The 12,505-nt window shown below is 68.1% G+C and carries 10 protein-coding genes; 3 read left to right on the forward strand and 7 right to left on the reverse strand.

Annotated elements, in window-relative coordinates; translation table 11 throughout:
• Positions 1–41 precede the first annotated feature (41 nt).
• The 7 genes from hrpB to VMT40_RS17510 form a co-directional block, all read right to left on the reverse strand.
• Entirely contained in the window at positions 42–2,531 is a 2,490-nt protein-coding gene (gene hrpB / locus VMT40_RS17480; RefSeq protein WP_326359323.1) for an ATP-dependent helicase HrpB, read from the reverse strand.
• Positions 2,532–2,830: 299 nt separating this feature from the next.
• Positions 2,831–3,451, reverse strand: coding sequence for a VOC family protein (locus VMT40_RS17485; RefSeq protein WP_326359324.1), 621 nt, complete (start codon positions 3,449–3,451; stop codon positions 2,831–2,833).
• A gap of 84 nt (positions 3,452–3,535) precedes the next feature.
• Positions 3,536–5,233, reverse strand: coding sequence for a hypothetical protein (locus VMT40_RS17490; RefSeq protein WP_326359326.1), 1,698 nt, complete (start codon positions 5,231–5,233; stop codon positions 3,536–3,538).
• An 18-nt stretch (positions 5,234–5,251) separates the two neighbouring features.
• The gene (locus tag VMT40_RS17495) at positions 5,252–6,625 is read right to left on the reverse strand and encodes a hypothetical protein (RefSeq protein ID WP_326359328.1); all 1,374 of its coding nucleotides are present in this window, start codon (positions 6,623–6,625) and stop codon (positions 5,252–5,254) included.
• Positions 6,626–6,628: 3 nt separating this feature from the next.
• The gene (locus VMT40_RS17500; protein WP_326359330.1) at positions 6,629–6,997 is read right to left on the reverse strand and encodes a hypothetical protein; all 369 of its coding nucleotides are present in this window, start codon (positions 6,995–6,997) and stop codon (positions 6,629–6,631) included.
• Positions 6,997–8,841: a hypothetical protein gene (locus VMT40_RS17505; protein WP_326359332.1), complete on the reverse strand. Its 1,845-nt coding sequence runs from the start codon at positions 8,839–8,841 to the stop codon at positions 6,997–6,999. Before VMT40_RS17505 ends, VMT40_RS17500 begins: the two co-directional genes overlap by 1 nt.
• Before the next feature lie 105 nt (positions 8,842–8,946).
• Positions 8,947–10,311 (reverse strand): lipase family protein, encoded by a 1,365-nt coding sequence (locus tag VMT40_RS17510; RefSeq protein WP_326359334.1) that lies wholly within the window; start codon positions 10,309–10,311, stop codon positions 8,947–8,949.
• A gap of 154 nt (positions 10,312–10,465) precedes the next feature.
• Between VMT40_RS17510 and VMT40_RS17515 the strand changes: the two genes are divergently transcribed.
• From VMT40_RS17515 to VMT40_RS17525, 3 genes are all read left to right on the forward strand, one after another.
• Positions 10,466–11,488: an AraC family transcriptional regulator gene (locus tag VMT40_RS17515; protein ID WP_326359336.1), complete on the forward strand. Its 1,023-nt coding sequence runs from the start codon at positions 10,466–10,468 to the stop codon at positions 11,486–11,488.
• 72 nt (positions 11,489–11,560) lie between these two features.
• Positions 11,561–11,983, forward strand: a complete 423-nt coding sequence (locus tag VMT40_RS17520) for an Hsp20/alpha crystallin family protein (protein WP_326359338.1) — start codon at positions 11,561–11,563, stop codon at positions 11,981–11,983.
• A gap of 280 nt (positions 11,984–12,263) precedes the next feature.
• Complete coding sequence (locus tag VMT40_RS17525) at positions 12,264–12,485, forward strand: hypothetical protein (RefSeq protein WP_326359339.1); 222 nt, start codon at positions 12,264–12,266, stop codon at positions 12,483–12,485.
• Positions 12,486–12,505: the final 20 nt, after the last annotated feature.

Here is a 12,505-nt window from a genome sequence, read left to right on the forward strand (position 1 = left end):
CATGGATGACCGGTCGTTTCACCTCACCAATGATGCTGATTTCAGCCGCGGTTGGCATTGCGGGCGGTGCCGCGGTCTGCGTTGCGGGCGGTGCCGCGGTGGGCCGAGACGGTGGTGGGATCCTCGGGCCAGGAGTGTTTGGGGTAGCGGCCGCGCAGGTCGGCGCGGACCTGTGGCCAGCCGGTGCGCCAGAACGAGGGGAGGTCGGCGGTGACGGCGACGGGGCGCTGGGCGGGTGAGAGCAGGTGCAGGACGATCGCGACCCGGCCGCCCGCCAGGCGCGGGGGCTCGGTCCAGCCGAAGATCTCCTGGACCTTGACCGCGAGGACCGGCGGGTCGGCCGAGTAGTCCAACCGGATGCGACTGCCGGAGGGCACTTCCAGGCGTTCGGGGGCGAGGTCGTCCAGGTGCGCGGCCTCGGGCCACGGGAGCAGGCGACGCAGGGCCGCTCCGGCGTCGATGCGTTCCAGATCGGCGCGGCGGCGGGCGGTGGAAAGCTCCGGGGACAGCCAGGTTTCGGCCCGATCGATCAGGGTGTCGTCGTCGACGGCGGGCCAGGGCGCGCCGAGGGTGCGGTGCAGGAAGGCCAGCCGCTGACGCAGGCCGCGCGCGTCCTCGTCCCAGCGCAGCAGGTTCAGCCCCTCGGCGCGCAGCCCGCGCAACAGGGCGGCCAGCACCAGATTCGGGTCCGGATCGGCTAAAGGCCGCTCCGACAACGTGATCGCGCCGAGCCGCTGCACCCGGCGGGCCACGAGGGTGCCGTCGCGCCAGTCGACCTCGTCCACGGTGTCGAGCAGTGTCGCGGCGGCCTCGCGCGCCAGTCGTTCATCGACCTTGGCCGCCAACCGGATTCGCCCCTCGGACTGCCCGGGATCGCGCGAGGCGACGGCTATGGCCAGCCAGTCGGCGTCCGACAGGCCGCTGCCCGGCGGCAGGGTGACGGCGGTGCCGCCCGCCATCAGATAGCTCGACGAGCCGGGCGCGCGGCGACGGGCCAGGCGCTCCGGGTACGCGAGCGCCGCGATCAGCGCGGGGTCGTCCATGCCATGCGAATTGCCCTTTACTCCAGCAGGATTCGAGCCGACCAGCGTCGCCAGCCGTTCCGCCTCCCGCGCCCACCGCGCGGGCCGTTCCGCCCGCAGCGTGCGCATGGCGGCGACCAGATCGATGCCACCGGCGCTCGAGTCCTCGTCGAGCAGCGCGACGACCTCCGCCGCCGCTCGCGCGCCCATCGCGTGCGCACCGTCGAGCAGGGCACGGGCCAGCCGGGGATGCAGCCCCACCCCCGCCATGCGCCGACCACGCTCCGTCACTCCCCCGGCGTCGTCCACCGCGTCGAGCGCTCGCAGCACCGCGCGCCCCGCCGCCAATCCGCCCGGTGGCGGCGCGTCCCACCAGGCCAGCCCCTGCCCGTCGCCGGTCCCCCAGCACGCCAATTCCAAGGCCAGCCGGGTCAGGTCGGCGGTTCTGATCTCCGGCTCCGGATAAGCGGGCAGAGTCGCGTGCTCGTATTCCGGCCAGCACCGCCAGGCGTGGCCGGGCCCCTCACGGCCCGCGCGGCCCGCCCGCTGCTCGGCGACGGCGGCCGAAACCCGTACGGTCGCAAGGCCGGACAGTCCGCGTCGATGGTCGATGCGCGGCACCCGCGCCAGCCCGGAGTCCACGACCGCCCGCACCCCGGGCACGGTCAGGCTGGATTCGGCCACCGCCGTGGACAGGACGATTCGCCGCCGGGCACCCGGCCGCAGCGCCAGATCCTGTGCGGCGGCGGACAATCTGCCGTGCAGCGACAGCACGTCCACGTCCAGCCCCGAGAGCAGGTCCGCCGTGCGCCGAATCTCACCCGCACCCGGCAGGAACACCAGCACGTCACCGGCGGTGTCCGCCAACGCCATTCGGGTCGCCCGTGCCACCTGCTGTTCGATCCGCTCCCGGGGCAGCGGTGGCACGTAATCCATGGCCACCGGATAGGCGCGCCCGCGCACCTCCACCACCGGCGCGGCCGGTCCATCCCCACCCAGCAGCACCGAAAGACGTTCCGCCGCAACGGTTGCCGAGGTCGCCAGCACCCGCAGGTCCGGCCGCAGCCCCGCCCGCGCGTCCAGCAGCAGGGCCAACAGCAGATCGGCGTCGAGATGGCGCTCGTGACATTCGTCGAGCACCACCACATCGACCCCGCTCAGTTCCGGATCGTTCTGCAACCGCCGCACCAGCAGTCCGGAGGTCACCACCTCGATCCGCGTCCCGGGCCCGACCTTCCGGTCGCCGCGCACCGCATAGCCGACGGTCTCCCCGACCCGCTCGCCCAGCAGCGACGCCATGCGCGCGGCCGCCGCCCGCGCCGCCAGTCGCCGCGGCTCGGCCACCACGACCCGTCCCGTGGTGGCGGCCGCCAGGGCCAGGGGTACCAGGGTCGTCTTGCCGGTGCCCGGCGGTGCGATGAGCACGGCGGTGCCGCGATCGGCCAGCGTCACCGCGATATCGTCGAGGGCGGCGCGAACGGGCAGGTCGGGAAGGTCAGGCAGCTTCATGTCCGCCCCAGTCTGCCTGTTCTCGCGCCCGAGAACCGACCCGGGCGGCCCTTGTTTCCGCAACCGATTGCGGTTCAGCGGATTTCATTCCTCACAAGGGACTTGCCAAAGAGCCGGGGTATATCCGTATGATCTTGCCCGGGCCACCTGTTCACTCCCCCCAGAACAGTGTGAACCCGTATCGATGGCCCTCGAGGCCGTCTCGATAGCGACGTCGCCGGGCCAACTCCCCCCCTTCGCCCGGCGACGTTTGCTGTTTTCGCCCCCAAAAATCTCCGTTCAGAGCAAGTCAGAACAATTCAGAGGAGCGTGACCGGCTGGTCTTCGGTGCCGATGCGCGCGATCAATGCCGCGCGCGGTCCCGGCCGGACCGGGATGTCGATGGCGAGGGCCTGGAGACGCGTCGAGACCAGGGCCGGGTCCGGGTGGACCACTTCGAGACCGAGCAGCGGCACCTCCGGCAGTTCGTCGGCGGGGTGGTCGGTGTCGCCCCAGTCGATGAGGGCGGGGACGACCTGGGTGCCGCTGCTGGGCAGCGGAAAGGTCAAGCGCCAGCGCAGGGTACGGCCGTCGGGTGTCTCCCGCGCGAGTGGTGCGGGGTCGCCGGGGTTGTATCCCGCTGCGCGCGCCGCGGCCACGGCCGCCTCGATATCGTCGACCCGCACCAGCCATCCGGTCAGCCTGGCCTCGCTCAGGTCGTCGATTCCGAAGGGCCGCGGCAACTCCGGCTCCGGCTGCTCGGGATCGGGCCCGATGATCTCCAGATACGACCCGTTCCCCAACCCCAACAGGTAGTTTCGCGTTCCCCGCCCCGGATGCGCGCCACCCGCGACGGGCTTCACCCCGACCAGTCGCCCCACCGTCTCCACCGTGCCCGCCAGATCCGGCGTGGCCAAAACCAAGTGATCGAGTCTGTTCACCCCGACCACGTTAGGGTCCGTGCCGCGTGGGGCGACACGGTTCCGCTCGAGCCGATTCGGTGCCGACGGCGATGGATCCGGCGTTCACCGTAGGTTGCGGAGGAGGAAGTCGGCGACGGTGGCGCTGACGGCTTCGGGGCGGTCGCCGACCTGGTGGGTGGCGCCCATATTGACGTCGGTGTGGGTGTAGTTGGGGAGGTAGACGGTGTCGGCCGGGAAGAGGGGTTTGGCCACGCCGATCCAGGATTTGGTGCCGACGGTGGTGAGGATGGGGCGTTGGCGAATGCGGTCGTCGTAGCGGATGGGGGCCAGGTCGCCGAGTCGGGCTCCGGTGAAGGCGGATTGGATGTCGATGAGGAATCGCGGGGCGAAGTAGGGGTCGAGAAAGCCGACGGATTCGCCGGGTGCGGCGGCCAAGGCGCGGGCCAGGTCGCGAATGCTGACGACCTCGGATCCGGGTGGGGCGTAGTCGATTCCGTCGAGTTGGTCGTAGTCGCGCCAGGTGTAGAGCGCGTTCTTGTCGGCAGGGGCCACGCGCGGACCTTGACCGGTGACGGCGCTCAGGGGCGAGTTCGGGTTGTCGGGCCAGGGGACGGTCTTGTCGATCACCGGGCCGCCGTCGAGTGCGCCGATGCTGAACTGCATCGGTCCGACATTCAAGGTGTGGTCGCCCAGCAGCATGCCGAGCAGGGCCGTATTGGTGAAGCGGTAGTCGCGCAAGGCATTACCGCCGCCGAGTAGGTCCGCATAGGTGGCGGAGAAGGCCAGTCGAGTGGAGGCCTCCGTGATCCAGTCGGTGGGGAGCCTGCGGTGGAGATCCGTCTCCTCGTCGGGTGCGTAGTGGGCGGCGGCTCCCAGCACGGCCAACAAGGTGTAGAAACGTGGCTCCACATAGGGGATTCCGGTAAAGCTGACCGGCAGGATCCCGGCATGAAGTGCGGCGACCTGAGCCAGATAGGGTAGGCCGCTGCCGAACTGCGCCAGCTGCCGGACGACCGGAATCGATTCCAAGGCAATCGGATCGGTGGAGATCAGCGAGTCGATGCCGAGAAACGCGGCGCACTGGTTGTAACCCGCGCCCTCGTCGCCGCCACCGAAATCCCAGGCCGCGAACGCTCCGGCGATCAGGCCGCCGTCGGAGGTACCGCCGCAGAATGCCTTGGTGCGCCGAATGTTCGGGTCCGGTAGTTCGCGGGTCAGCACGGTGTGCATGTCCTGGACATAGCGGGCGAGGCCCATATCGGCGAGCCAGCCCAGGTCGGCGTTCGACTGGAATCCCGCGAATCGGTGTCCTTCGACGATTCTGTCGCCGTAGTAGTAGTCGAAGGCGACTCGGCCATCGTGGGCGTCCGCGGCGGCGCGCAGTCCGGTGTCGTCGAACAGGCAGGAGGTGCGGCGCGGCTGCGACCACCATTCGACCTTCTTGCCCCGGGCCTCGAGCGCATGAATCGTATTGCGCGCCAAAAGATCCATCGAGGAAGCGCCCAGCCAAGCACCGACCTGAGACAGGATCACCGCGTCCGATTCCTGCGGGTCCGCCGCCCCGGAGCTGGGCCGGTACCGCAGGTAATCGACCCAGTCGCAGGCGGCCGGATGCGGTGGCGTCCCCGCGGGCAATGGGTCGAACAGCCGGACGTGGCTGATGGTGAGATCCCCATCGGATTCCACGATCGTCTCGGTGCGCATTTCGTCGGCGGATGCGGCAATCACGTGGATCGGCAGTATCGACAGGCATACCGCGGGCACCGCCCAGCGCGCGAACTTCCGCATCAGCTCAGTCATGGTCCTGTGCAGTCTCTTTCACCGATTGGTCAGATCGACAAGGGCGTCGGCGGGCGTGGGGCCGCCGTCGTTCGACGGTGCGCCGCTGAACGGGAAGTCGAGGTGGCGATAGTTGGTGAGATAGGTGGTCGGTTCGGCGTCGACGCCGAAGATCGAGGCGAGTTGCCACAGTCCGCTGGCGAGCCGGACATACGGCACCCGCGACAGATACTCGGGATGCTTCAGCCCGGCGAGATCGCCGGTGTTCGTGCCGAGGATGGCGTAGGCGATATCGATCGCGGTGCGAACGGTGTCGTAGGGCGAGCCCACGGCGAGTTCGCCGCCGCCGAAGTAGTAGGCCAGTTGCTCCATGTCGCAGACCTTTTCCTGCGGCGTGGCGAACGGCTGACCGGTGGCGTCGGGCGCGGCCGGGTCGTCGGTGAGAGTGTCGTAATTTCGCCAGCCATTGAGCCGCCCGGCCGGGTCGGCGGGAACCACCTGGGGACGCACGATCGATTTGAGCTGCGGACCGATCATCGGCAGGTCGGTGAACAGGGATATCGGCACCGGCAGGTTCCGTTCCACGACCGGTCCGTCGTAGCTGCCGAGCCCGGCGGAGAACGGGGTCGGATTGGTATTGCTGTCGATCAACGAGGCGAGCATGGCCTCATTGGTCAGCCGCCAGGTGCGGAAGTCGGGATCGACGGGCTGGAACAGATCGCGAGAGTACAAGGCGGACAAGGCGATATCCCAGGCCGGTGCGCGGGGCAGACTCCGCGGCAGTTCACTCTCCGCCTTCGGCTCGAACCGGGTGGCGATGCCCGCGATGCTCGCCAGTTGGAACAGGGTGTTGGTCTCGATGCCATTGAGCCCGAGCAGCGCCTGCGCGATACCGGTGAGCGAGGGATCGACGAGGCCGAGATCGACCGCGTACGGCAGCAAACCGGTGCCGAGGAGATCGGTGACGGCCCCGTAGGTCAGGCCGGTGGTCCGGTCGACGATCCATTTCAGCAGCGGCACCCGCGCCAGATCGGCGACATCGAGCCGCATCGGCGCGTCCAGCACCCACATGCCCGCGATCTCGTCGTATCCGGCGTGCCCGGCGAAATCCCAGGCGGCGAAGTAGGCGGTGAGCGGACCACCCAGGGAATGACCGCCGAGATAGATCTTCCGCTTGCGCACCGCCGGATCCGGGATCTCCCGGGCATTGATGTACTGCCAGTCCTCGACAATGGATTTGACGCCGAGGTCCTTCAGGAACGCCTGCTGCCCGACCGGGACCACGCCGCCGTACCGGTGTCCGTCGACGGTGCCGCCGTGGAAGTAGTAGTCCATGGCGACCCGGTAATCCCGACTCTCGACGGCCGCGACCATGCCGGTGCGGTCGTCCAGGCAGCTCGGGCGGCGCTGCATGGCCTAGAACTCGCCGTGCTTGCCGGTGCGAGCCAGGGCGCGCAGGGTGTTCTCCGCGATCGGACCCAAAGAGCGTGGGCCGCCGACGTATCCGGGCTGGCCGGAATAGATGACGTCGGCGTCGGCCGGGTTGGTGGGGCCGTCGGCCATGCGCAGCCGCAGATACGACAGGGTGTCGCAGCGCGCCGGATGCGGGCCGATTCCGGCGGGAAGCGGTGCGGCCCAAGTGACTTCGCTGATGATGATGTCACCGCGTCGATCCAGGACGGTCTCCTGCCGGTCCGGCGACTCTTCGGGCTCCGCGTGCGCGACGGCGGTGCACAGGGCCGCGGTGGTGATGGTCGCGGCGAGGAGGGCGATCGCGGCACGCATCAGTGGCCGCCCGAGCCGGTGCCGCGCCCGTCGTCGGCGCTGCCGGTCACGCCCAGCGGCAGGAGATTCGGCGGATTGGAGCTGCCGAAGGCCGGGGGTGTGCCCGTGCCCTGGTTCGGGCCCGGCGCGGCGTCCACCAGATCGGTGATGTAGCCGGTGATCCGGGAGCTGAACGGATCGGGCTTGCCATTGTTCTGCACCGGTGCGGCACTGCCGATGTCGTAATGCACGGGGCCCTCCACGAATTCGGTGTTGTTCGGAAACAGCGGGGACAGCAGAGCGCCCTCGAGGCTGTCCTTGGACCACATGGTCAGCGACGGCATGGCATTGGCCTCGTCCACATGCTTCACACCCGACAGGTCCAGATTTCGCGCGCCGAACCAGATCATGATCTGGTCCGCGACGGTCCACTGCAGCGCCATGTACGGATTGGCCCAGCCCAGCGGGCTGCCCACCTGCCGCGCGAAATAGTCGATATCGACGAAATGTTTGGACGGATCGGCGTACGGCAGACCATCCAGCTCATTGAAGCGCCGCCAGGTGTAGAGCGCGTTGTGGTCGGTCGGGCCGACCCGGTTGGTGGTGCCGGTAATGGTGGCCAGGTACTTACCGAGGACAGGGATGGCGGGCAGGATGTTGCCCGGTAGCGGCGCTTCTTTCGGCACGACCGGACCGCCGTCGAGCACACCCAGGCTGTAGGGCGGGTAGGGGATGTTCACGGCTGTATTGCCCACCAGCTCACCGAGGAACGCGCGGTTGGTGAAGTGGAAGGTGTCGATGCCATTGGTGCCCAACAGGATATCGGCCCAGTTGTTCGGGAAGTTCACGCGCAGACTGATATTCAGGAAGATGTCGCGCATGGCCAGCTTGTTGAGGTCGGTTTCCTCGTCCGGCTGATAGGTGGCCGCGATTCCGGCGATGGAGACCAGGGTCCACCAGCGTGGACTGAACATGAAGCCCAGCGTCGGGGTCGTCGGGAACAGTGCGAGCCGGTCACCGCCGGGCAGGTTGACGCCGAGATGGAACAGCGCCAGGTAGACGCTGTAGGTCACGGTGGCGACCGCGCCGAAGATCTCGCGGGCGACCGGAAGCCGTTGCAGGCCAGCCGGATCCACCGTGGGTACCGCTTCCGGAGTGATCAACGCCCGGCACTGCGCATGGCCGGGGTCTCCGTCGAAGTCCCAGGCGGCGAACGCGGCCTGCCACAACCCGCCGTCGGAGGTGCCCAGGCAGAATGCCCGATTCTTCCGGAAGACCGGATCCGGCAGGTCCTGACTCATGATCGTGTACTGGTCCCGCACCGTCTGCGCGAGCGCCATATCCGACACCTCGGGCATATCCCAGTCCGCCTTGAAACCCCCGAACTTCTTCCCGTCGATCTCCTTGCCCTCGAAGTAGTAATCCCACGCCACGTGATAGTCCCCCGCCGCATTGGCGGCCCGCAGCCCGGTCCGATCGAACATGCAGATATTGCGCGGATGAACAGCCCAGAACTCGGCCCGCTTGCCGTTGTCCCGCAACTGATGTTCCAGATTGCGCGCCAATCCATCCAGGCTGTATCCCGCCATCAAGGCCGCGGGCTGCCCAATGATCACCGCATCGGCCTCCTGCGGATCCTCGGGCCCGTCCGCGAGCCGATATCGCAGGTAGGTGATGTAATCGCAAGCCGCCGCATGCCGCGCCGCCCCCGCGGGCAGCGGCGCGTACCTCGTCACCTCACTGACGATCAGCCCCTCACCGGTCTGCACCACCCGCTCGATGCGCTCGGGCGGATCGGCCTGCGCGTGCGCCGCGGTGATCGGCAGCAGCAGCGCCGCCAACGCCAGCGTGGAGAGTCTCCGCAACGATGCCTCCAGAGCAACAACACGATTGGAGCCGTGCGCTCCGACCGTATTCCCCCGGACCCGGCCGATAGTTGCCCTGAATCGCCACAAGTTTGACCCGCGCGGTCAGGCTCCGATGGCCTGGCCGAGGAGGGCGCGGATGTCGAGGGGCACCAATTCCAGGATCGCCTGCAGGGTCTCGGGTTCGGTGAGGGTGGAGATCGGGTTGGTGGTGGTGCAGCCCGGTGTGGCGGCGACGCCGTCGAGGCGGTCTCGCAACCAGTTGAAGGCGCCGGGGAGGGAGGTGATGGCGCCGGAGATGTGTTCGGCGAGCAGCTCTCGGACGTAGGTCACGCTCGGCGCGTTGCCGCGGCAGTATCCGTCGATGACCTGATCGGTGCCCACGTTCGGCAGGATTTCGTCGTATTGGGCGTGATAGAAGTAGACCGGCATGGATGGAACACGTTGTCCCAGTGCGATATCGGCCAGCACACGCTGAATGTCGGGGTTTTGCAGGGGATCGCCACGAAAGTGGGCGAGGTAATCGAAGAACGGCAGGATCGCGGTGTTCACCGACTGGCAGAACAGCTTTTTCGTGCCGAGGAGGAGCTTGCCCGCGGTATCGAGATTGTCCTCGAGGACCTTGCGCACCTCGGGGTATTCGTTCGCCAATCCCTCGATGGCCACCGTGACGAGACCGGAATAGAGCCCACCGCTGTTGTGCCGCAAGGCAAGCGGCAGGGTACCGCCCGCCACTCCCCCGACGGCCACGCCGACGATGTTCAGCTCGGGCGCATAGCTCTCGGCGATCTCTCCGGCGAAGGCCGACGGCACCGTGCCGCCGGAGTAACCCCACAGCGCGGTCGGGGTGTCCGGCCCGGAAAGTTGTGCGGGCGAGAAGCTTTCGACCGCGCGGATGCCGTCGAGAGTGGCCTGGGCGTTCAGGCGTGACGCGGCGAAGGCCAGGTTGGGGCCCTCCCAGTCCGGTATCGAGACGGTCCACCCCTGCCCGACACCGGCGGCCAGCGGGATCAGCGATTCGATGCCGCCCACGAAATTCGCCGGTATCGCGCCCGACTGCAGGACGTAGGACGGTGCGCAGTACTGCGGCAGACTGTCCTCGGCGATCTGATACGACAACAACTTTCGCCCACCCTCCGGCGCGGGGCCGCGCGGCACCAGCACCGTGGTCACCGTCGCGACCGGTTCGCCGTGGCTGTCGGTGGTGCGATACAGCAGCTGCCAGGCGTCGATGTTCAAGTGCACGAACCCGAACAGCGCCGGTGCGATCGCGCGGGCGCGCAGAATCTGGCCGGGCTCGGCGGCGGCGACCACGCCCGCCGCGGGCTTGTAGAAGTCGTCGAATTCGGGCGGCACGGTCAGCGTGGGCACCGGTTCGACGGCGATCGGCGGCTGGCTGAAAGCTGGTGCGCCGGGCAACAACAGCAATGCCGCGGCCGCCACGCAGGCGGCCAGGTGACGGTTCCTCATCGAATGCGCTCCTGGTTCGACTTGTGCGCTCATACCAGGCAAGACGCTAATGACCTGGGAATTCGGAGGCGATGACCAAACAAATCTGATTCCTTGACCAAACCGATCACTCCAGCGCTAGCGTCCGGGACAGTTGGTTCGAAGGAGATTCCCGGTGCACGACAACCCGATTCCCGCGACCTTCGCCGCCGCCTGCCTGGCCCTCGCCGCGCGCCGCGGCTGGCCCCTGCCGCCGGGCGTGACCCCGATCGGGCCCGAGTCGGCGCAGACGTTCGACCCCGGCCGGGTCACGGTGCTGTTTCGCCATTTCTGGCGGTTGACCGGTGACGAGATGTTCGGCCTCGGGCCGAATCCCGTGCCGCGCGGCGCTTTTCAGCTCTTGTGCCTGGCGGTCAGCTCGGCACCCGATCTCGGTTCGGCCATGTGGCGTTTCGCCGACGCGGCGGCGGTCTTTCCCGGACTGCCGCGTTTCACCGTCGAGGTCGGCGCCGAGCACACCCGGTGGGCGGCCGACCTGCGTCTCGTCGACGATGCCGAGCACCTCATGGCCGACGCCACCGTCGTCTTCGCCCATCGATTGTTCGGCTGGCTGACCGGCGGCCCCCTGCCCGTGCGGCGCGTCGAATTCTGCTATCCCCGCCCCGCCGACACCACCGCCTACGAGCGAAACTTCCAGTCGCCGTTACTCTTCGACCGTCCCCGCGCCGCCCTGGTCATCGACAACCACCTGCTCGGCATGGCGATCGTCCAGACCGAGAATGCCTTGGCCGCCCTCCTGGGCCGAGCTCCCCTCGGCTTCCTGGACCGCACCGACACCCCGCAGTCGATCGGTGACCAGGTCCGCGCCCTCCTCGCCACCGACCCCTGGCAGACGGTCGACGACATCGCCCGCCGCCTCCACATCAGCACACCCACCCTCCGGCGAAGACTGCACGCCGACCACACCACCGTCTCCGCCCTCCGCGACGATCTCCTGCGTCAAGCCGCCGTTACGGGCCTGACCCGCCACCACGAAACCATCGCCGAACTCTCCACTCGCCTCGGCTTCTCCGAACCCAGCGCCTTCACCCGCGCCTTCCGCCGCTGGACCGGCACCACCCCCCACCACTACCGCGCGGTTCGGGGGCAGATTACCTTGCCCCGAACCTTGCACTCACCTATGGAGAGTGCTAAATAATATCTGTGTCAGATGACAGAGGTTATCTGATCCCCCTTCGATCGAGAATGGAGTGAGTTGGAGGTGGCGACCATGCTGATGCGCACCGATCCCTTCCGTGATCTGGATCGTTTGACTCAGCAGGTGTTCGGCACACCGGCGCGTCCGGTGGTGATGCCGATGGACGCCTGGCGCGAGGGTGATGAGTTCTTCGTGGAATTCGATCTGCCCGGCATCGACCCGGACTCCCTCGACCTGGACGTGGAACGCAATGTGATCACCGTGCGGGCCTCACGTCCGGAACTGGATCAGAGCCGGTCGATGATCGCCGCCGAACGCACCCGCGGCGAGTTCAGTCGCCAGTTGTTCCTGGGCGAGAACCTCGATACCGAGCAGATCCGCGCCGACTACACCGACGGGGTATTGCGGTTGACCATCCCGGTCGCCGAGCAGGCCAAACCCCGCAAGATCGCGGTCGCCCGCCACAACGGCAAACACCAGGCCATTACCGCCTGACGCGAACCGACGTCACGGGAGGTCCTGTGATGAGGTACTCGACCGGTCTCACGCGCGGCCCGCCCGCGCGGGGGAAATCGTCTCGGTTCCTGACCCGGAAGTCGGAGAGAGCGAGGTGGTGCCTGTCGAAACGACCAACACAGCTTCCAGTGAGCTTTGGATCCCTTCCATGCGACGGGTGGGCCCGTTCAGCGGCGGGCTTGCGGGCCCACCCGGACCTTTCATCGCTACCCATCGATGCATCCGCGTGTGTCACGTTCGAGGAAGGAGGCGATTAGCCATGATCACCAGCTTTCCCAACGGCAGCGACCTCGACCGCGCCGACCAGGACATCCTCGTCTACGACGCCGACCGCGACATCGGCCTGGACACGACCGCACTGGACCCACCGACCGAACGGCTACGCCCCGTACTCGACACCGCCGACCTCGCCGACCGTATCGACCAAGCCTGGATCACCCCCCACCGTGAGGACGATGATGACGATTGCTTCGCAGGTTGACCCCGTGCACACCGAACCCG

The sequence above is a fragment of the Nocardia sp. CDC160 genome (assembly GCF_035818795.1).
Classification (GTDB): domain Bacteria; phylum Actinomycetota; class Actinomycetes; order Mycobacteriales; family Mycobacteriaceae; genus Nocardia.

Excerpts from the sequence above, each read along its gene's own strand:
- VMT40_RS17490 (WP_326359326.1), bottom strand. The coding sequence starts at position 5,233 with ATGACTGAGCTGATGCGGAAGTTCGCGCGCTGGGCGGTGCCCGCGGTA.
- VMT40_RS17510 (WP_326359334.1), bottom strand. The coding sequence starts at position 10,311 with ATGAGGAACCGTCACCTGGCCGCCTGCGTGGCGGCCGCGGCATTGCTG.
- VMT40_RS17495 (WP_326359328.1), bottom strand. The coding sequence starts at position 6,625 with ATGCAGCGCCGCCCGAGCTGCCTGGACGACCGCACCGGCATGGTCGCG.
- VMT40_RS17520 (WP_326359338.1), top strand. The coding sequence starts at position 11,561 with ATGCTGATGCGCACCGATCCCTTCCGTGATCTGGATCGTTTGACTCAG.
- VMT40_RS17525 (WP_326359339.1), top strand. The coding sequence starts at position 12,264 with ATGATCACCAGCTTTCCCAACGGCAGCGACCTCGACCGCGCCGACCAG.
- hrpB (WP_326359323.1), bottom strand. The coding sequence starts at position 2,531 with ATGAAGCTGCCTGACCTTCCCGACCTGCCCGTTCGCGCCGCCCTCGAC.
- VMT40_RS17500 (WP_326359330.1), bottom strand. The coding sequence starts at position 6,997 with ATGCGTGCCGCGATCGCCCTCCTCGCCGCGACCATCACCACCGCGGCC.